The 19,443-nt window shown below is 69.3% G+C and carries 21 protein-coding genes; 11 read left to right on the forward strand and 10 right to left on the reverse strand.

Translation table 11 applies throughout. From position 1 onward, the window contains the following. The first annotated feature begins 264 nt into the window (after window positions 1-264). Window positions 265-486: a hypothetical protein gene (locus tag AC3AP7_RS11785; RefSeq protein ID WP_475762828.1), complete on the forward strand. Its 222-nt coding sequence runs from the start codon at window positions 265-267 to the stop codon at window positions 484-486. Here the strand turns inward: AC3AP7_RS11785 and AC3AP7_RS11790 are convergent. The 3 genes from AC3AP7_RS11790 to AC3AP7_RS11800 form a co-directional block, all read right to left on the reverse strand. Further along, a complete protein-coding gene (locus tag AC3AP7_RS11790) occupies window positions 476-1,450 on the reverse strand; it encodes an alpha/beta hydrolase (protein WP_475762826.1) in 975 nt (324 codons plus the stop codon). The genes AC3AP7_RS11785 and AC3AP7_RS11790 overlap by 11 nt on opposite strands. A 226-nt stretch (window positions 1,451-1,676) precedes the next feature. Beyond that, window positions 1,677-2,009, reverse strand: coding sequence for a DUF4148 domain-containing protein (locus AC3AP7_RS11795; protein ID WP_475762824.1), 333 nt, complete (start codon window positions 2,007-2,009; stop codon window positions 1,677-1,679). A 274-nt stretch (window positions 2,010-2,283) separates the two neighbouring features. Next, the gene (locus tag AC3AP7_RS11800) at window positions 2,284-2,610 is read right to left on the reverse strand and encodes a hypothetical protein (RefSeq protein WP_475762822.1); all 327 of its coding nucleotides are present in this window, start codon (window positions 2,608-2,610) and stop codon (window positions 2,284-2,286) included. Window positions 2,611-2,752: 142 nt separating this feature from the next. Here AC3AP7_RS11800 and AC3AP7_RS11805 point away from each other — a divergent pair, with 142 nt between their 5' ends. Continuing rightward, on the forward strand, window positions 2,753-4,522 hold the full coding sequence (locus AC3AP7_RS11805; RefSeq protein WP_475762820.1) for a tetratricopeptide repeat protein: 1,770 nt from the start codon (window positions 2,753-2,755) through the stop codon (window positions 4,520-4,522). Window positions 4,523-4,555: 33 nt separating this feature from the next. Here AC3AP7_RS11805 and AC3AP7_RS11810 read toward each other — a convergent pair whose 3' ends face one another. The 3 genes from AC3AP7_RS11810 to AC3AP7_RS11820 form a co-directional block, all read right to left on the reverse strand. Then, window positions 4,556-5,260, reverse strand: coding sequence for a glutathione binding-like protein (locus AC3AP7_RS11810; protein ID WP_475762818.1), 705 nt, complete (start codon window positions 5,258-5,260; stop codon window positions 4,556-4,558). 187 nt (window positions 5,261-5,447) lie between these two features. Next, window positions 5,448-5,669 carry a hypothetical protein gene (locus AC3AP7_RS11815; protein ID WP_475762816.1) on the reverse strand — a complete coding sequence of 74 codons (222 nt, stop codon included), beginning with the start codon at window positions 5,667-5,669 and terminating at the stop codon, window positions 5,448-5,450. A gap of 216 nt (window positions 5,670-5,885) precedes the next feature. After that, complete coding sequence (locus AC3AP7_RS11820) at window positions 5,886-6,077, reverse strand: CsbD family protein (RefSeq protein ID WP_475762814.1); 192 nt, start codon at window positions 6,075-6,077, stop codon at window positions 5,886-5,888. A 145-nt stretch (window positions 6,078-6,222) separates the two neighbouring features. Between AC3AP7_RS11820 and AC3AP7_RS11825 the strand changes: the two genes are divergently transcribed. The 6 genes from AC3AP7_RS11825 to AC3AP7_RS11850 all read left to right on the forward strand — a co-directional run bounded on the left by AC3AP7_RS11825 (window position 6,223) and on the right by AC3AP7_RS11850 (window position 11,971). Continuing rightward, a complete protein-coding gene (locus tag AC3AP7_RS11825; RefSeq protein ID WP_475762813.1) occupies window positions 6,223-6,540 on the forward strand; it encodes a hypothetical protein in 318 nt (105 codons plus the stop codon). A gap of 292 nt (window positions 6,541-6,832) precedes the next feature. Beyond that, a complete protein-coding gene (dcm, locus tag AC3AP7_RS11830; RefSeq protein ID WP_475762811.1) occupies window positions 6,833-8,107 on the forward strand; it encodes a DNA (cytosine-5-)-methyltransferase in 1,275 nt (424 codons plus the stop codon). Next, window positions 8,107-8,553: a very short patch repair endonuclease gene (locus AC3AP7_RS11835; RefSeq protein ID WP_475762809.1), complete on the forward strand. Its 447-nt coding sequence runs from the start codon at window positions 8,107-8,109 to the stop codon at window positions 8,551-8,553. Before dcm ends, AC3AP7_RS11835 begins: the two co-directional genes overlap by 1 nt. A gap of 179 nt (window positions 8,554-8,732) precedes the next feature. Beyond that, window positions 8,733-9,236, forward strand: coding sequence for a YbhB/YbcL family Raf kinase inhibitor-like protein (locus AC3AP7_RS11840; protein ID WP_475762807.1), 504 nt, complete (start codon window positions 8,733-8,735; stop codon window positions 9,234-9,236). A 128-nt stretch (window positions 9,237-9,364) separates the two neighbouring features. Then, complete coding sequence (locus AC3AP7_RS11845) at window positions 9,365-10,972, forward strand: MFS transporter (protein ID WP_475762805.1); 1,608 nt, start codon at window positions 9,365-9,367, stop codon at window positions 10,970-10,972. A 402-nt stretch (window positions 10,973-11,374) separates the two neighbouring features. Continuing rightward, complete coding sequence (locus AC3AP7_RS11850) at window positions 11,375-11,971, forward strand: hypothetical protein (protein WP_475762803.1); 597 nt, start codon at window positions 11,375-11,377, stop codon at window positions 11,969-11,971. A gap of 84 nt (window positions 11,972-12,055) precedes the next feature. On the opposite strand, the gene otsA is transcribed toward AC3AP7_RS11850, so the two are convergent. The 4 genes from otsA to AC3AP7_RS11870 all read right to left on the reverse strand — a co-directional run bounded on the left by otsA (window position 12,056) and on the right by AC3AP7_RS11870 (window position 15,955). Next, a complete protein-coding gene (otsA, locus tag AC3AP7_RS11855) occupies window positions 12,056-13,480 on the reverse strand; it encodes an alpha,alpha-trehalose-phosphate synthase (UDP-forming) (protein ID WP_475762801.1) in 1,425 nt (474 codons plus the stop codon). A 190-nt stretch (window positions 13,481-13,670) separates the two neighbouring features. Continuing rightward, window positions 13,671-13,883, reverse strand: a complete 213-nt coding sequence (locus AC3AP7_RS11860; protein ID WP_475762799.1) for a hypothetical protein — start codon at window positions 13,881-13,883, stop codon at window positions 13,671-13,673. Window positions 13,884-14,037: 154 nt separating this feature from the next. After that, window positions 14,038-15,438, reverse strand: a complete 1,401-nt coding sequence (locus tag AC3AP7_RS11865; protein ID WP_475762797.1) for a sigma-54-dependent transcriptional regulator — start codon at window positions 15,436-15,438, stop codon at window positions 14,038-14,040. Between the two features lie 238 nt (window positions 15,439-15,676). Further along, on the reverse strand, window positions 15,677-15,955 hold the full coding sequence (locus AC3AP7_RS11870) for a hypothetical protein (RefSeq protein ID WP_475762795.1): 279 nt from the start codon (window positions 15,953-15,955) through the stop codon (window positions 15,677-15,679). A gap of 662 nt (window positions 15,956-16,617) precedes the next feature. Between AC3AP7_RS11870 and AC3AP7_RS11875 the strand changes: the two genes are divergently transcribed. The 3 genes from AC3AP7_RS11875 (at window position 16,618) to AC3AP7_RS11885 (ending at window position 19,229) form a co-directional block, all read left to right on the forward strand. Continuing rightward, a complete protein-coding gene (locus AC3AP7_RS11875; RefSeq protein ID WP_475762793.1) occupies window positions 16,618-17,682 on the forward strand; it encodes a sigma-54 interaction domain-containing protein in 1,065 nt (354 codons plus the stop codon). A gap of 363 nt (window positions 17,683-18,045) precedes the next feature. Then, a complete protein-coding gene (locus AC3AP7_RS11880) occupies window positions 18,046-18,606 on the forward strand; it encodes a hypothetical protein (protein ID WP_475762791.1) in 561 nt (186 codons plus the stop codon). Next, window positions 18,603-19,229, forward strand: a complete 627-nt coding sequence (locus AC3AP7_RS11885) for a hypothetical protein (protein WP_475762789.1) — start codon at window positions 18,603-18,605, stop codon at window positions 19,227-19,229. Before AC3AP7_RS11880 ends, AC3AP7_RS11885 begins: the two co-directional genes overlap by 4 nt. Window positions 19,230-19,443 lie beyond the last annotated feature (214 nt).

A 19,443-nucleotide genomic window follows, 5' to 3' on the forward strand; every position in this document is an offset into this window, starting at 1 on the left:
TCGAACATCGTCGAGGAGGGCGCCATCAAGTAAATGCACGATTGACCGTTAAATCAAGGCGTCATTTCATCGACGGGTTAGTCAGGACTGCCGGTCTTGTCTGTTCTTGCCGTGCAGCACGATCCGGCCCGTGCGGCCCGCGCGGCCCTGCGCTTGCGCGCACATCCTTTCCGCGCCTTCGCGCAGTGTCCGCGCGCCTGCACAGCGTGCTACCGTGCGCCGCAATTCGACCGGAAGGCGGCCGGGTCCGGCCTACACGACACGATGGAGCGGCTTTTCATGGGGCGCGCGAGCGCCGTCACCTACCTGCTGGGGCATCGCCGCGCGTGGCTCGCGCATATCGAGGCGACCTCCAGCGGCAGCGTCGAACGTGCATGGCGTCATGTCGAAACGATCGACCGGCTCGTACTCGACGTGCGGGCCGGCCGCGTGCGTGCGCTCGAACTGGCCGAGCCGAAACCGGTGACGATTTTCGTCACCGACTGACCCCGAGCGTCGCACCGAGCCAGCCGGCGATCTGCGCCAGTGTCTCGACGCACTGCGGAAACCGTGCAACCTGGCTGGGCGTCACCGGAAAGTTGTGGCCCATGTCCGGCGCGTGAAAATGCGTGACGGCCACGCCGGCGCGTTTGAGCCGGTCCGCGTACGCGATGCCTTCGTCGCGCAGCACGTCGTAGTGCGCGGTCGTCACGAGCGTCGGCGGCAACGGCGGAACGTCCGCGCGCCGCAGCGGCGCAAGGTCCGGATCGCCGGGTGTGCCCGTGGGCGCGTACTGCTGCCAGAACCAGCGCATCGTCTCCGCTTCGAGCCCGTAGCCGCGCGCGTTTTCCTCATACGAAGCGTGCCCCGCGCGCGGATGATCCGTCACCGGGTACAGCAGCAGTTGCGCCTGCAACGCGCGGGCGCCTTCGCGTGCGCAAAGCCGGTTAGCCGTCACTGCGGCCAGATTGGCCCCCGCGCTGTCGCCGCCGAGCGCGAGCCGGGACGCGTCCGCACCGAATCCGCTTGCGTGCGCACGCACCCAGTCCAGCGCGGCGCGCGCATCGTCGAGCGCAGCCGGATAGGGATGCTCCGGCGCAAGCCGGTACTCGACCGACACGACGATCACCCGCGCCGCTTCGGCAAGCAGGCGGCAAAACGGATCGACAGTCGCCACCGCGCCGATCACCCATCCGCCGCCGTGCAGATACACGAGCACCGGCAGCGCCGCCGCGTTGTCCGGTACGTAGACGCGCGCGCCGAGGCCCGGTGCGATCGCCACGTCGCGCGTCGCGACCGCGTTCGGCAAACCCTCCATCCGCGCGCGCTCCTGCACCGCGCGCAGCATCAGCGCGCGCGCCGTCCGCACGCGTGCTTCGTTGCCGGTGGCGGGCGGCAACGCGGCTGCCGCCGCGGCCTGTGCGTCGAGCAGGCGTCGAACCGCCGCATCGAATGGCTTGCGTTCTGTCATCGAGGATCCCTCTGGTTGCGCGGCGTGTCCACGCTTCGGAACGGCAACCTTGCGGGAACGAAGCGCCTGCCGCGATACCCGATTTTCGCCCGATCCAGGCCGGCTCGCCAGCGCGGGCGCGCGCACGCCCCCTTGACGAAACAGGTCCGCATTCCTGCCGGAATGCGGACCTGTTCGATGGCCAGCCCGTCCCGGTTGCCGCCGGCAACCGGGCCACGCGCCGCGCCTAGCGCGCGTTCTGAACCGGCGGCGAGTACGGGCTCACGGTCGTTTCGCCGCGCACACCCGCCTGCGAGGAACCGTTCGACGGCATCCCATAGCCGGTGTTTTCCGCCCGCGCGCCCGCTTGCTGCGCGGCAACGCGTGCTTCCGCCGCCTGAATGTTGTCCGGGTAAGCGTACGGATTGGCGGTGGCCGGGTTGTAGCCGGCCTGCTCGATCTGGATCAGTTGGTCGCGCACCTGTGCGCGGGTCAGCGGTGCGTTGCCTGCCTGCGCGAACGACGCGACCGGAACGGACAGCACAGCGGCAAATGCGACGGCCTTGAGCAGCGATTTCATGATATTCACCTCCGAAGATTGTTGTGCGAGGCGCTACGAGCACCGTGGTTCGCAGCGAGTGATGCCAGTCTAGAAGCCGCCAATCTCGGGATAAATACCTAAAAGTCGAATTCACCGTTATCGCCGCCGATACAATCCGCCGGCTGCCGGCGCGCATCGTCCGGGCCACGCCGGCCCGTTCGCGCCTGTTCATTCGTTCCCACTCGTGCTCACCCGCGCCCCTCCCCATCAATCAGGACGACGAATCAAACTGGCCGGCTCGCGCGACACCACGTCATTGCAGCCACTTGCGCGCGTCCCGTTCCCAGTCCGGCTCCGCGCATCCGGATGGATTTTCCGGCCCCAGCAACGTCAGATAGCCACGCGCCTTCATGCACGCCTCGTAGGTGCGCACCTGCACGCAGCGTCCTGCGCCCGCGTGGTACGCGGCCGCCTTGCAGGCCGCGATCGAATGATCCATCGGACCGAAGTCGAGATCGTCGGCCCGGGTGGTCATTGGCGCGTCGGAACCGGTCGGCGAGAATTCGAGCGGACCCGTCTGGGTACATCCGGCGAGCGAGGCCGCGGCCAGCGCGAACCACAGGAAAGCACAGCGTTTCATCCATCGATCTCCAGGGGGCATATCGCACCCATCATACGCCGCGCGTCGTCGCCCGGCCCGTGGCCGCCATTTCGGCGATAATCGCCGCCAGCCCGCTCGCTCGCGCGACTTCGCGGGCGCCCGTCCGGACCTTTTTCACGTCATGAGCAAGACAGCGAATCTCCAGCGTCAGATCGACGCGATGCTGCGCGAGGCGGTCGCGCTGCAGCAAAACGGCGCGCACGCGGAAGCCGAGGCGCGCTATCGCGAGATCCTCGCGCAGCGGCCCCGTCATTTCGACGCGCTCCAGTTGCTCGGCGCGCTCGCGCTGCAGACCGGGCGCGTCGACGAAGGCATCGCGCTGCTGAAGCAGGCCATCGCGATCAACGGCATGCAGGCGCCGCTGCATTCGAACCTCGCTTATGCGTTCAATGCGCAGCGCCGCTTCGGCGAGGCGCTCGCGAGTGCGAACCGCGCGCTCGCGCTCAAAGCCGATTTCGCCGATGCGCTGAACAACCGCGGCAACGCCCTTGCCGGGCTCGATCGCCCGGCAGACGCGCTTGCGAGCTTCGAGCGCGCGCTCGCGTTGCAGCCCGCTTCCGTGCAGGCATGGAACAACCGCGCGTGCGTGCTGCGCGACCTGGGCCGTCCGGCCGACGCGCTCGCGAGCTGTGACGAAGCGCTCGCGCTGCAGCCCGCCTACGCGCAAGCCTGGAGCAACCGCGCGAACGCGCTGAGCGATCTGAACCGTCCCGAGGAAGCGCAGCAGTGCTACCAGCGCGCGCTCGCGCTGGCGCCGGCGTTCGTGGATGCGTGGAGCAATCTCGGGCTCACGCTGGTCGACCTGAACCGTCACGAGGCCGCGCTCGATGCGTACGCGCGCGCGCTCGAACTCGACCCGCACGCGGCGGAACCGCACTGGAACCGCGCGTTGTGTCTGCTGCAACTGGGCCGCTTCGGGCCCGGCTGGCAGGAGTACGAGTGGCGCTGGCAGCGGCACCGGATCCGCGCGAGCCTGCGCCCGTTCGAGCAGCCGCTGTGGCGCGGCGACTTCCCGCTCGCGGGCAAGACGATCCTGCTGCATGCGGAGCAGGGTTTCGGCGACACGCTGCAATTCTGCCGCTATGCGCCGCTCGTCGCGGCAATGGGTGCGCGGGTCGTGCTCGAAGCGCCGGCGGAGTTGCTGCGGCTGCTCGCGACGCTCGACGGCGTCAGCACGCTCGTCGAGCAAGGCGCGCCGCTGCCGCCATTCGATTGCCACGTGCCGCTGCTGAGCCTGCCGCTCGCGTTCGGGACCGATCTCGCGAACATCCCTGCCGCCACACCCTACCTGCGCGCGGATCCTGACGCGGTGCGGCGGTGGGCCGACCGGCTGGCCGGCGAACCCGACGCATCCGACGCAGCCTGCGCCCCTCACGCCCCCCGCGGCGCGCCGGCGCTGAAGGTCGGGCTCGTGTGGGCGGGCGGCAACCGGCCGCATGTCGCCGAACTGCGCAAGAACGACGCGCGGCGCTCGGTTGCCTTCGCGCAGTTGCAGCCGCTGCTCGACGTGCCCGGCGTGCGCTTCTACAGCCTGCAAAAGGGTCCGGCTGCCCAGCAGCGCGACGCGTCGTCCGAGGCCGGCGCGCGGGTGGCCGACTACACCGGAGAATTCGCCGACTTCGCCGACACCGCCGCGTTCGTCGCCCGCCTCGATCTCGTGATCACCGTCGACACCGCCGTCGCGCACCTCGCCGGCGCGCTCGGCACGCCGGTATGGATCCTGAACCGCTTCGACACCTGCTGGCGCTGGCTGCTCGCGCGCACGGACAGTCCGTGGTATCCGCACGCGCGGCTGTTCAGGCAACCCGTGCCCGGCGACTGGGCAAGCCCGATCGCCGCCGCGCGCGAGGCGCTCGCGCAGTGCGCAGCCGGGCGCGGCAAGCCGGCCTGAGCGTGTCTGAGCGCACCGGCGCGCACCGGCCCGTCAGTCGCGTGCGGGGATGGTGAGCCCGCGCTGCACGGCCGGGCGCGCGACGAATGCATCGAGCGCGCGCCGCACGTTCGGGAAGTCGGCAAAACCGACCAGTTCGCCCGCCTCGTAGAATCCCACGAGGTTGCGCACCCACGGGAAGGTTGCGATGTCGGCGATCGTGTACGCGTCGCCCATGATCCACGCGCGCGTCGCAAGACGCTCTTCGAGCACGCCGAGCAGCCGCCGCGTTTCGGCCACGTAGCGATCGCGCGGCCGCTTGTCCTCGTACTCCTTGCCCGCAAACCGGTGGAAAAAGCCGAGCTGGCCGAACATCGGTCCGACGCCGCCCATCTGGAACATCACCCACTGGATCGTTTCGTAGCGGCCGGCGCCGTCCTGCGGGATCAACTGGCCGGTCTTGTCGGCAAGATAGATCAGGATCGCGCCCGATTCGAACAGCGCGAGCGGCTTGCCGCCGGGTCCGTCTGGATCGAGGATCGCCGGGATCTTGTTGTTCGGGTTCAGCGACAGGAACGCGGGCGACATCTGGTCGTTCGTGTCGAAACGCACCAGATGCGGCTCGTACGGCAGGCCGGTTTCCTCCAGCATCACGGAAACCTTCACGCCGTTCGGGGTCGGCAACGAGTAGAGCTGCAGACGCTCGGGATGCTGCGCCGGCCATTTGGCCGTGATCGGAAACGCGGACAGATCGGTCATCAGGGGCCTCGGACAGAGAACGGAGAGCGATGCGGCGCGCGCCATCGCGCGGCCAGGCCGCCTACTATAAACGCTCCCGCGACCGCGTTCCGGCGCGCTGCCGGCGCGGCTTCGCCGCCGCCCCCTCACAGTCTCACAGTCTCACAGTCTCGCGGCCTCGCCGCTTCGCCGCACGCGCGGCTTCACCTCACCAGGGATCGCCGGTGCCGCTGCCGGCCGTGCGGCTGAAACTCTCGCGCCACAGCCACGCGCCGATCTCGACCAGACGTGCGCGCTCCTCCTCGTCCAGCAAGTCCCAGGCGCTCGCGAGCCATTGCGCGAGTCCGGTGCAGACGCGTTCGGGATCCGAGGGCGCTTTTTCCTGCAGGTAATGTCGCTCGAACTGGGCCAGCACTTTCGCGGGTGTCATTGTCGGTCTCCTCCCGTAGCGGGTTCTCATGGACCCAGTCTAGACGAGCGAGACGCGACGCGCGACTCCTGGCAGCAAGCGGGCGCGGCGAGCAGTGTGGCAGACCGTGCGGCAAACACGCGGCAGGCACACGGCAGGCACGCGTCAGACAATGCGGCAAGCACGCGGCAGGCGCGCCTGCGCGCGCCGCCAGCCTGCCATCGCCGTGCGCGGGCGTTACGGCGCGTCGCGTCCGGCCTTGTCCTTCGCCTTTTCCTTGCCGTCTCCGTAGGCCTTGCGGATCGAGCCGGCCGCCTGCTGAAGGTCGCCCTTCAGTTCGCGAGCCTTGTCGCCGGTGGCCTTGCCCAGCCCCTCGTTCACCTTCCCCTTGACCTGTTCCGCGACACCCTTCACCTGGTCCTTGTTCATGGATCTCTCCGTGATATGCAACGCCGGCGCGACATTGCGCCGGTACACCCGGTTCAGCAAGCGCTGTACCCGCCACCCGGCGGCGTCCGTCAAAAAAAGTGCCGCGATGCCCTCAAGTCGCGCGCCGGCGCGCCGTCAACCAGTCATGGACACGACCCTTCCGCTGCCGGACAACGCGTCGTTCGCGACGCTGATCGATCAGGACATCGCGCATATCCGACGCGTGATGCGGCCATCGCTACACGGCGACCTCGGCGGCCCGATCCTGTCTCCCGCCTACTGGCGCAGACGGCTGCACGCGCTGCTCGATGCCGCGCACCTGTCGCACGCGCAGTTGTGCGCGGTCGACAGCCTGCTGCTGCAGCTCGACCGCTTCGATCCCGCCGCGAGCGATCCGGCGTGGGGCGCACAGCCGCTCGCGGCGCATGAAGGCCGCGTGCCGCGCTCGTCCGCGCTCGGCTGAACGCGCGGCGCACGGGCGCTTCGCGCGCGCCGGGCGTCCGGCGCCCTGTTCATTGCGCGAAAAAAAGCCGCGACGGTCAGTCGCGGCTGTCAACACGCCGTAACGCGGAAACAACTGCGCTACCCGACCGAGCATAGCGACGTTTGGTGACGTTTTTCTGCACGCCCGCGCGTCAGGATGGCCGCGCCGCGGCCGCCTGGACACGAATTTCTTCCCGCTAATCGCCGTCATTGCTCGAAAAGGGACACTGCCAGGTCATAATGTCCGCAAAAATCCCCAGCCAGGACTGTTCGTGACCGATCCCTCCGCGCTCGCGCTGCTCAAGCAGGCGCGCACCCGCTTCACTCAACGCGAAATCGCCGCGCACGTCGGCAAGGACATCAAGACCGTGCGCCGCTGGGAAAAGGGCGCCACCCCCTGCCCCGCGATGCTCGAAGCCGCGCTGCGCGACCTGCTGCGCGCCGGCACCGCGGGCACCGCGGGCGCCGCGGTTGCCGGTCGCCCGCAAGCGCAGGCGCCAGGCGACCCGGCGTTCCGCTTCATCGACCTGTTCGCGGGTATCGGCGGCATCCGCATGGGCTTCGAGGCCCAGGGCGGCACCTGCGTGTTCACCAGCGAGTGGAACGATTTCTCGAAGAAAACCTACCTGGAAAACTATGGCGAACATCATCCGTTCGTCGGCGACATCGTCGCCTTTCCGGAGCGCGACGTGCCCGCGCACGACGTGCTGCTCGGCGGCTTCCCGTGCCAGCCGTTCTCGATCGCCGGCGTGAGCAAGAAGAACGCGCTCGGCCGGCCGCACGGCTTCGCGTGCACGACCCAGGGGACGCTCTTTTTCGACGTGGCGCGCATCCTCGCCGAGCAGCGTCCCGCCGCCTTTTTGCTCGAAAACGTCAAAAACCTGCTGTCGCATGACAAGGGCCGCACGTTCGACGTGATCCTGCGCACGCTGCGCGACGAACTCGGCTATGAAGTGCACCACCGCGTGATCGACGGCAGCCATTTCACGCCGCAACACCGCGAACGCATCATCATCGTCGGCTTTCGCGGCGCGACCGCGTTCTCGTGGGACGACCTGCGGCTGCCGGCAGCCGGGCCGACGCTCGGCGCGATCCTGCACCGCACGGACGGCAGCGAGCCGTTGCTGCCCTGGGACCGCGACCGCTTCTTCGATCACGACGCGCGCCGCGTGCAGCCGAAGTACACGCTCACCCCGAAGCTGTGGGCCTATCTGCAGCACTATGCGGAGAAGCACCGTGCCGCGGGCAACGGCTTCGGCTACGGACTGGCCTTCGCGGACAGCGTGACGCGCACGCTGTCCGCGCGCTATCACAAGGACGGCTCGGAGATCCTCGTCGATCAGGGCCGGCGGCAGCGCCCGCGGCGGCTCACGCCGCGCGAGTGCGCGCGGCTGATGGGCTTTCCCGACACATTCCGCATTCCCGTCAGCGACACCCAGGCCTATCGCCAGTTCGGCAACAGCGTCGTGATGCCGGTGATGCGCGAGGTCGCGCGCATCATGCTGCCGCACGTCCGCGCGCTCGCTGCCCCGGCGCGCGCCGCCTGATGGTCGATATCGTCGATCCCGCGACCCGCAGCCGGATGATGTCCGGCATCCGCGGACGCGACACGCGGCCCGAGCGGCTCATCCGCAGCCTGCTGCATCGCCGCGGCTTTCGCTTCCGGCTCGACGTGCGCGAACTGCCCGGGCGGCCCGATATCGTGCTGCCGCGTTACCGGGCGGTCGTGTTCGTGCATGGCTGTTTCTGGCACGGCCATGACTGTCCGCTGTTCAAATGGCCGCAGACGCGCACCGCGTTCTGGCGCGAGAAGATCGAGCGCAACCGCAGCAACGATGCCCGCGCCCGCGCCGCACTGCTGGCCGCCGGCTGGCGCGTCGCATCGGTGTGGGAATGCGCGTTGCGCGGCGCCCACCGCGATCTCGACGGCGTGCTGCAAGCGCTGATCGACTGGCTCGACAGCGACGCGACCGAACTCGACGTGCGCAGCTGAGACGCACCCGCGGCTGCCTGCATCGCGTCGGGCTGCGTCGGGCTACACCGGGCCACACCGTGCCCCTGCCCGGCGCGGCGACGGCGAAACAGCCCCGGTGATACACTCGATCGAACAGGCCGGCGCGCGCCGGTGCATCGCGGCAACTCATCGCGAAACGATGCTTGAGGAGGCATACGATGGCTGATTTTCGTCTCTGGTCCGATGACTTCCCTTCGAACGGTTTCATGCCGAAAGCCCAGGAGTATGACGACAAGGCCTTCGGCGTCGACGGCGAAAACCTCTCGCCCGCGCTGCAATGGGAAGGCGCGCCGCCCGGCGCGCTGAGCCTCGCGCTCACGGTCCACGACCCCGACGCGCCGACGGGCAGCGGCTTCTGGCATTGGGTCGTCGTCAACCTCCCGGCCGAGCTCGGCGCGCTGCCGCGCAATGCCGGCAAGGCGGACGGCAGCCTGCTGCCGCACGGCGCGGTGCAGTTGCGCAACGACTACGGCACCGCCGGTTTCGGCGGCGCCGCGCCGCCGCGCGGCGACCGGCCGCATCGTTACATCTTCAGGCTGCACGCGCTGAAGGTCGCACAATTGCCGGTCACGCCCGACACGACCAACGCGGTGGCCCGTTTCATGACGCATCTGAACGAGCTGGATTCGACGACTTACACCGGCTTGTACGAACTGAAATAGCCGGCACCACGAGACGTCGCGGCACCGCAGGCATCCGGGTGCCGCGCGCACGGACGCGGCCCCGGGTGAGCGCAGCGGCGCCGCTCCTGTGTGCTCACGCCGACAGCAGCCCTCCTCCCTCACTCACGATGCACGCTCAAGCCTGCGGCCCCGACTCCTCCCCGCCCTGTGGCGCGAATGACCGCGCCACGCCCGATCCGGGCCGCGACGCGCCCGGCGGCCCGGCGCACGAGCCCGGCAAGGCCGAGCCCCCGCCGGGTGAAGCGCAGCGCGGACCCGGCGAAACGAACGACGAAACGAACGACGAAATCAACGGCAAAACCAACAGCAAACCCAACGGCAAAACGAACAGCAAAACCAACGGCGAAACAGAGCCCGGGCTGCCGCTGCCGCAGCGCTACTGGGCGATTCTCGTCGTCGCGCTCGGCATCACGCTGGCTGTGCTCGACAGCGCCATCGCCAACGTGGCCTTGCCCACCATCGCGCGCGATCTGCGCGCGAGCGCCGCCGCCTCGATCTGGGTCGTCAACGCGTACCAGCTGTCGATCACGGTATCGCTGCTTCCACTCGCGTCGCTCGGCGACCGCATCGGCTACCGCCGCGTCTATCTGGGCGGGCTGATCCTGTTCACCGCGGCGTCGCTCGGCTGCGCGATGTCGGGCACGCTCGTCACGCTCGCCACCGCGCGCGTGATCCAGGGGCTCGGCGCGGCGGGCATCATGAGCGTGAACACCGCGCTCGTGCGCGCGATCTATCCGGGCAGCCAGCTCGGGCGCGGCGTCGCGATCAACGCGATGGTAGTCGCGGTCGCGTCGGCCGTCGGGCCGACGATCGCCTCCGGCGTGCTCGCGATCGCGCCGTGGCCGTGGCTGTTCGCGATCAACGTGCCGATCGGCCTGGCGGCGATCGCGAGCGGCCTGCGGGCGCTGCCCCGCGACGCCGGCCACCGGGCGCCGTACGACTACGCGAGCGCCGCGATGAACGCGCTCGTGTTCGGGCTGCTGATCACCGCGGTCGACGGCATCGGCCATAGCGAGCGCTTCGGCTGGGTCGCGGCGGAACTGCTCGGCGCGCTGGCGATCGGGTACTTCTTCGTGCGGCGCCAGCTCGCCCAGCCCGCCCCGCTGCTGCCGATCGACCTGCTACGCATTCCGGTGTTCGCGCTGTCGATCGGCACGTCCGTCTGCTCGTTCGCTGCGCAGATGCTCGCGTTCGTGTCGCTGCCGTTCATGATGCAGGACGTGCTCGGCCTGTCGCAGGTGCAGACCGGGCTGCTGATGACGCCGTGGCCGCTTGTGATCATCGGCGCCGCGCCGCTGTCGGGCGTGCTGTCGGACCGCATGTCGGCCGGCTGGCTCGGCGGCATCGGGCTCGCGGCCCTAACCGTCGGGCTGCTGCTGCTCGCCGGGCTCGGCACGCACCCGACGCAGATGCAGATCATCTGGCGCATGGCGCTGTGCGGCGCGGGCTTCGGCATCTTCCAGTCGCCGAACAACCGCACGATGCTGTCGTCCGCGCCGCGCGAACGCAGCGGCGGCGCAAGCGGGATGCTCGGCACCGCGCGCCTCACGGGCCAGACGCTCGGCGCGGCGCTCGTCGCGCTGATCTTCGGCGTGGCGCCGCAGCACGGGCCGGTCATCGCGCTCGAAGTCGCGGCGGGATTCTCGGCGGTCGCGGCCGTCGTCAGCACGCTGCGGGTCACGCAACAGCGCCCCCGGCGCGCACGCGCTGCGTAAGCGCGCGAAGCCGGGCGAGGCTGCCGGACTCCGAGCGAACGCGAGCGACGCCGCGCGACCTTAGGCGTCCCTAACGACGCTGGGCCACGCTGGGCCACGCTGGGCCACGCTGGGCCACGCTGGGCCACGCTGGGCCACGCCGGGCCACGCTGGGCCATGCCGGGTCACGCCGGGCCACGCTGGGTCACGCCGGACCACGCCAAGTCACGCCAAGTCACGCCAAGTCACGCCGGCCAACGCCCGCAACCCGCGGCCCGCCGGCCCCCCGATGACGCGAACGCCCGCGCACTTGCCGTGCGCCGCGCGGTCTAACCCGTTACCCGCACCGCGTCGTCGCGCATCGTGCGGCTGCGGGCCCTCTCCCTTCCTGCAAGGCTTCCTGGCGATGCCGAGGAGGATTCCATGTCCCTGATCGTCGCAGCACGCTTCACCACGTTCCCCGCCGCCGAGGCCGCCGCGCAGCAGCTCTTCGAACGCGGGTTCGTCGGTGAAGATGTCAATCTCTTTTTCGTCAATCCGCGCGGACAGCATGCGCGCCATCCGCACGCCGGGGTCGAGTGGCACGATCCGGCCAGCGCGGCACACAGCGCGGCGCCACCCGGCGCCGGGCTCCATCACCACCGGATGGCGCTCGGCGCGGTGGTCGGCGCGATCGTCGGCGTTGCGCTGTTCATGGGTTTCCGGGCGGCGCTGCCGATCGTCGCGCTCGCGGCGGGTGTCGGCGCGTATCTGGGCGCGCGGATCGGCGCGACACTGCTCGCGCAGCGCGCGCGTCACGTGCATCACGAACGCGTGCTGCACGAGATGCGCAACTCCGGGGTGCTCGTGGCCGTGCACGTCGGCGAAACGAATGCGCTCGACGCCGCAAGCGTGCTGAGCGAAGCGGGCGGCGTCGATCTCGAACGCGCGCTCGGTCAGTGGCAACGCGGCCACTGGGCGGACTTCGACCCGACCGCGGCGCCGACGCCGTTCGCCGGGTGGCGCGAGCAGCATACGTGAGCAGAGGTGAGCAGAAGCGGGCTGCAGGCGCGCCGACCGGCACGCCTGCAGCCACGTCGCGCGGCCCCGCGCTGCGCGCGCGGGCTAGCCGGCGGTCACGTCGGCGAGCTTCACCGCCCGCGCGGTCACGGAGGACGCCGTCGCCACATTGCGCAGATCGGCAAGGAAGGTATCGCGCCACACCGACAGGTTGTTCTCGCGCAGCGGCGCCATCATGTCCGCGTGACGCGCCTGGCGCTCGGCGAGCGGCATCGAGAGCGCCCGTTCGAGGGCCTCGGCCATCTGCGACAGGTCGAACGGATTGACGACCAGTGCGCCCGGCAACTGCTCGGCGGCGCCCGCGAACTGCGACAGCACCAGCACGCCCGGGTCCGCCGGATCCTGCGACGCGACGTATTCCTTGGCGACGAGATTCATCCCGTCGCGCAGCGGCGTCACGTAGCCGACTTGCGACTGGCGGAACAGCCCCATCAGCAGGTTGCGCTCGTATTTGCGGTTCAGATACTGGATCGGCGTCCAGTCGAGCTGCGCAAAGCGGCCGTTGATGCGGCCCGCCTCGCCTTCGAGGTTCTGCCGGATGCGCTGGTAGGTCTGCACGTCCGAGCGCGTGGGCGGCGCGATCTGCACGAGCGAGACGCGCCCGTGCCAGCCCGGCGCGGTCTGCAGCAGGCGCTCGAAGGCCTGGAAGCGCTCGACGAGCCCCTTCGAGTAATCGAGCCGGTCGACGCTCATGATCAGCTTGCGGCCGCGCATCGCGTCGCGCAGGCTGCGCACCTGCTTGCGGTCGCTGAACTGCGCGGCGGCCTTTGCGATCGCGTCCGGGTAGATGCCGATCGGGTAGGCGCCCACTTTCAGGAAGCGCTGGAACGCGTGCAGCATCCCGTCCTCGCTCGACGTGCCGTGCCCGCCGCGCTCGACGTAGTCGACGAACGACTGCCGGTCCGCGTCGGTCTGAAAGCCGACCACGTCGTAGCTGCACATCGCCTTCACAAGTTCGTCGTGCGGCGGCACACTGCGCAGCACCTCGGGCACCGGAAACGGAATGTGCAGGAAAAAGCCGACCGGATTGGTCACGCCGAGTTCGCGCAGGCAGCGCGCGAACGGCAGCAGATGATAATCGTGCACCCAGATGATGTCGCCCGGCTCGATCAGTTCGCGAAGCTGGCGCGCCAGCGTCTGGTTCACGCGCAGATAGCCTGCGTATTCCTCGCGGTCGAAGCGCGACAGGTCGTTGCGGTAGTGGAAGGTCGGCCACAGCGTCGCGTTCGAAAAACCGCGGTAGTACTGATCGTAGTCGCGCCGCGTGAGGCCCACGGTCGCATACGTGACATTGCCCTGCTGCTCGATCACTGGCGCGCAAGGCTCGCTCACCGTTTCACCGCTCCAGCCAAACCAGACGCCGCCCGTCTCCCGGAGCGCGTCCAGCACGCCGATCGCGAGGCCGCCGGCGGCCGGCCGGCCTTCCTGGGTCGGCGCAACGCGATTCGATACCACGATGAGTCTGCTCATGGGTTCTCCACCTCATTCGGTTGTACGTGTATGCGGGGATGCACCGTAAGAAACCCGCAAGTTTCGTGCCGTGTGGTTCAGCAGGCGAGAGAGAAATTGGAACCGGATCGACCGGGCGAGTAAAAAATACCCGCCGCGCCCGTGGTGCGAGAAAATTTCAGCGCGGCCGACAGACGATGTCACCCGGCATTCAGGCGTCCTGCTCGGCGCCCAGATCGCGCTGGTAGTCGAGGCCTTCGGAGCGGCTGCCGCCCTGGTTATGCTCCCCGTCCGGCGGAGCATCGGGTGCGATGCGGTTTTGCGCGGCCGGGTCCGGCCCCGCCGGCGGCGCCCCGCTCGCGGGGTCGCGGCGCGGGTCGCGCTTCGCGTGGCGCGCGGAGCGCCGCAGTGCCGGATGTCTCATCGTCGTCACCTCCCGTTCAGGCGCGCCGCCGCGCGGGCAGCCTCCCTACAGTCTAGGGCTCGCAGCAGGACTTTGCCGGTAAAAGCAGTGGCGCTTTTGTAACACTTACAGCAACGCGGCGTCCGCTGACGGGACAGTCTCCGGCACGTCCCGCTCAGGCGTCGTCGACGGTCTGCGATGCGTCGGCGGCATCGCCGTCGGCCGCGCGGCTCGCGTCGTTGCCATATTCGACGAGCCGGTTGTACAGCGTCTTCAGGCTGATGCCGAGGATCTCGGCCGCGCGCGTCTTCACGCCGCCGCACTGTTCGAGCGTCGCGAGAATCAGCTGCCGGTCCGCTTCGGCGAGCGACGTGCCGAACGGAACGGTGATCGCGGTGCCGGCCGCCGGCTTCGACAGCGTGATCTGCAGCGGCACCGTCGCGGTGCTGTCGGAATCCGCGCTCGACATGATGTGCGCGCGCTGCACGTAGTTCTTCAGCTCGCGCACGTTGCCGGGCCACGGATACGCCATCAGCATGTCCTTCAGCGCGGGCGGAAAGTGCTTGCGGGTGCTGTGACGCTCGTTGAGTTCGTCGAGAAACGCCTGCGCGAGCAATTCGACGTCCTTGCCGCGCTCGCGCAGCGGCGGCAGGTTGATCGGAAACACGTTCAGCCGGTGATACAGGTCCAGCCGCAGTTTGCCTTCGAGCACCGCCTGCTCGGGATCGCGGTTGGTCGCGGCGATCACGCGCACGTCGGTTTCGATTTCGCGCGTCGTGCCCACGCGCATGAACATGCCGGTTTCGAGCACGCGCAGCAGCTTCACCTGCAACTCGATCGGCATCTCGGTGATTTCGTCGAGAAACAGCGTGCCGCCGTTCGCGCGCTCGAAATAACCCTTGTGCTGACGGTCCGCGCCGGTGAACGACCCGCGCTCGTGGCCGAACATCTCGGATTCGATCAGGTTCGGCGAAATCGCGCCGCAGTTCACCGCGAGAAACGCCTGCTTGCGGCGCAGGCTCAGTTGATGCACGGTCTGCGCGGCGACTTCCTTGCCGGTGCCGGACTCGCCGACCAGCATCACCGACGCGGCGGTCGGCGCAACCCGGCCGATCTGGTCGTACACCTCCTGCATCGCCGGCGAATTGCCGAGCATCAGGCCGAAACGGCCCATGCGCCGCAGTTCGCCGCGCAGCGTGCCGATCTCCGCCTTCAGGTCGCCCGCGCGCGGCAGCCGCGACAGGATCGCCTTCACCCGCTGCATGTTGATCGGCTTGACCAGATAGTCGGCCGCGCCCATCTTCAGCGCGCTGACGGCCGACTCGACGCTCGCGTGGCCGGTGATCACGATCACCTCGACGCCGGAGCGCGGGTCGAGGTCCTCGAACAGATCGACGCCGCTGCCGTCCGGCAGCTTCAGGTCGGTGAACACGACGTCCGGCATCTGCCGCACGAGCTGGATGCGCGCTTCGCGCAGATCGCCCGCGCTCGCTGTGGTGAGACCGTCCTCGGCGATGATGGCGGCGAGGGCCTCGCGGGTTCCGGCATCGTCATCGACAATCAGTACATGTGGCATCGCGTCTCGAAGGCCCAAAAGTGAGGGTGGCAGAGGGCATGCGCGTCGGCGCACGCCATGCGAGAACCGCCAGCGTGACGGTCGACCTGATACTTGCTCGCAACAATACCGGAATTTCCCTGAAAAAATACACGGATTGTTGCAAAACCATGCGCATTATAAGCTTTTATTAAGATATCACTGCATACCCCGGCCGTGCCACTCGTGGATGCGCCGCGTACGGCGCCCCCGGCTGGGCCTAGCCGTGCGGAAACGGCCAGGGTTCGCCGTGGCCGCCGTGGCCGCCGTGGCCATTGGGCGCCCCCGGATGCCGCGCGCCTGCCGCGCGGGGCGCAGACGACGCAGCCGCCGGCGCGGCCTGCGGCTGCGTGGCGACCGCGCCGCCCTCGCCTTCCCAGCGGCTCAGGTCGCGATTCAGGTTGACCTGCGCGACGCGATGCTTCTGCGCCCAGCGCCAGGCCAGAACGCCGCCGACCGCGACCAGCGCCCCAAAGATACCGATTCTCGGTTGTGCCATGATTTGTCCTCCTGTTCGGTGAGTGTCCCGCGACCCGCGTGCGCCGTGCCCGTGCCCGCCCCATGCACGGAACGCGCCGCGCGGCCCGACTGTCCGACTTTGCCTCGGCCATCCGCGCGGCGTAGCAAGATCCCGCTCGGGTTTCCGCTGGCGTTCCGCTGGCGTTCCCGCTGAGGGCCCCCGCGACAGCCCAGTGCGGCGCGCGGCCGGGCCGCATTACCCGCGTGCCGGCGCGCAAACGGCATGCCTGGCGCGATGGCGAGCGCCCACAGGCACGCGCGGATCGATGACGAGCGAATCGCCGCGCCGGCAAACCGGCCTGTCGCCTGCGCTTTCATCGGGCGTACTTTCAATCGGGCGTACTTTCATCCAGATTACGCCCGCGTCCGTCACGCAGGGTAAAAACGGCAGGCCCCACGTCCGTCGCCCGGTCACTTTTGCCGCGCGTCACGTGTCACGACCTGCGCCAGACGCGCAGGATCATGAGGTTAGACCGCGGGCGCGGCCCGTCGTTGAACGAATCGTCGTGCTGCCTCGCTGCCGCGCCGCGCATTGCGGTCGGCAACAAGCAGATGGTTAAATCAATTTTTATGAGATAGTGAATGAGTCAACGCGCCGGTGTGCGCGGCATTCACGAACACACTTGCACAGGACACCTGGTCATGACGTCAACCGATCTGGACCCACCCGTTGCCGCCGGCGCAGGCGCCCCGTCGGCGCCTGCGCCGGCGCGCGCGCCGCAGAGCGTGCCGGGTCTTACGTCCTATGGTCTGCTGTACGGTTCGTCGCCGGCGATGCTCGAACTGTACGAACAGATCGGGCGGGTCGCGTCGACCGATGCGACCGCGCTGGTCGTCGGCGAATCCGGCACCGGCAAGGAGCTGATCGCGCGGACGATTCACGAGCAGAGCGCGCGCAAGGACGCGCCGTTCATCGCGGTCAACTGCGGCGCGATTCCCGACGAGCTGATCGAAGCGGAGCTCTTCGGCCACGAGAAAGGCAGCTTCACGGGCGCGGTGCAGGGCCGCGTCGGCTACTTCGAACACGCGAACGGCGGCACGCTGTTTCTCGACGAAGTCACCGAAATGGCGCCGGTGCGCCAGGTGAAGCTGCTGCGCGCGCTCGAAACCGGCACGTTCTACCGCGTCGGCGGCAGCGACCTGATTCGCAGCGACGTGCGCGTGATCGCCGCCACCAACCGCGACCCCGCGCTCGCGGTCAAGGAAAACGGCTTGCGCGAAGACCTGATGTACCGGCTCGCGGTGTTTCCGCTGCGCGCGCCGCCGTTGCGCGAGCGCGAGGGCGACCGCGAACTGCTCGCGCAGTATTTCCTCGCGTCGCTCAACGCGCAGGAAAACACCGCCAAGGTCTTCAGCAAGCGCTCGCTCGACACGCTGCGCATGTGGTCGTGGCCCGGCAATGTGCGCGAGCTGAAGAACGCGATCTATCGCGCGTTCATCCTGGCGGAGAAGACGGTCGAGCTGCCGCATCCGCATCTCGCGTCGCGCACGAAGAAGGCGGTCACGCAGGGCGAGGCGCTGAGCGTATGGATCGGCACGCCGCTCGCCGACGCGCAGAAGCAGATCATCCTCGGCACGCTGAAGCATTGCGGCGGCGACAAGCGGCGTGCCGCGAAAGCGCTGGGCGTGAGCCTGAAAACGCTCTACAACCGCCTGAGCGCCTACGGCAACAACGACGACGACACGCCGGACGACGACGCGTCCTGACGGGTCCTGACGGGTCCTGACGCCGTCCGCACGGTGGACGGGCGGGCGCGCATCGCCATGCGGTTCGCGATCGCGCCGCCGGACCGGAGCGACGCCTGCGTCAGCGCCAGCGCGCGCGATACCCGGCGGCGTCATCGGGGCTGACGTCGGGAGCTAACGTCAGGGCTGATCTCGGGGCTGACGAGCGGCGCCCGCCCGCATCATGCGTATCGCATGATACTTTTGCAATTGCTTGCATTTTTCCTATCCCCTTCGCTCCACGCATCCTGCACAATGCTGCGGCATCGCAGAACCATTGCCGTTCGCGCTGCCCGTCGCGGCACGACGTGCGCAAGCGGCACATGCAGGAGTCCGAACAGGGATATGCCACACCATCCATTCGCCGCGCAGCGTGCACGCTGCGCGCGCCTCGTCTGTACCGTCGCGCTCGCCGCCGCCGTGTCGGCCAACCTCGGCGGATGCAGCTCGCTCTACTCGGAAAGCGCCACCGCGGGCGCCGGTATCGCCGGCGCGGCGGTGGCCGCCCAGGTCACGCGCAATGCCGCGGTCGCCACCGGCATCGGCCTGGGCGCCGTTGCCGCCGCGCAGGCCGGCGTGCAATACACCGAACGCGTCGCCCATCGCCATACGCAGGACAGCATCGCCCGCGTCGCCGGTCCGCTGCAGGTCGGCGCGGTCGCGCCGTGGAGCGTCACGCATTCCGTTCCGATCGAGGACGACGAACATGGCCGCGTCACCGTAAGCCGCGTCATCAGCAGCGGTGCGCTCGACTGCAAGGAAATCGTCTTCTCGGTCGATCACGACGCGACCCGCAAGGCGCCGGCAAGCAGCGCGTTCTACGTCGCCTCGGTGTGCCGCGACGGCGCGGCCTGGAAGTGGGCATCGGCCGAGCCCGCGACCGCGCGCTGGGGCGCCTTGCAATGAGCGCGCGCATCGGCACGCCATCCGAAGGCTGCGCGTCGAGCCCGCCGGGACGCGAGCAGCCCGCCCGCGCCCTCCGCTTCGGGCGCGGCGCGCTCGCCGCACGGCGCATCGGCCTGCGCGAGGGTTTGCGCATCGGGCTCGGCGCCGCGCTGTGCGTCGGCGCGAGCCTGCTGACGAGCGGCTGTGCATCGGTGGGCGCGGCAAGCGGCGCCGCCGCCGGCGTCGCGTCGGGGCTCGTGACCGCGAACCCGGCTGTGGGCATCGGCGTCGGCATCGCCGTGCAGGCCGCCACTGACGAAGCGATGAAGCGCTATATGCGTTCGATGCACGGCGACCAGCAAGACGTCATCGCCGCGCTGGCCGGCAGCATGCCGGTTGGCGCGAGCGCGCCGTGGCGCGTCGCGCACACGCTGCCGGTCGAAAACGGCCACGGCGAGGTTCGCGTGTTACGCGCGTTCTCGTCGGCGCTCGCGCTCTGCAAGGAATTCGCGTTCTCCGTCGCCGACAGCAACAAGCCCGCTGCGCACGCCGACTGGTACACGGCGAGCGCCTGCCTGCAGCAGCACGGCTGGAAGTGGGCATCGGCGGAACCGGCGGTCGATCGGTGGGGCACGCTGCAGTGACGCGGGCGGCCTGAGCGCCGCGCGCGGCGCTCAGCACACCGAGGCTCAGGCCGGGCTCCGGCCAAGGTCTCACACCGAGGCACAAGCCGGCGCTCCGGCCGAGGTCTCACGCCGAGGCACAAGCCGGGCTCCGGCCGAGGTCTCACGCCAAGGCAAAACCCGCGGCTCCGACCGAGGCCTCACACCGAGGCACAACCCGCGGCTCCAGCCGAGA

The sequence above is a fragment of the Paraburkholderia sp. PAMB 6770 genome, assembly GCF_057748135.1.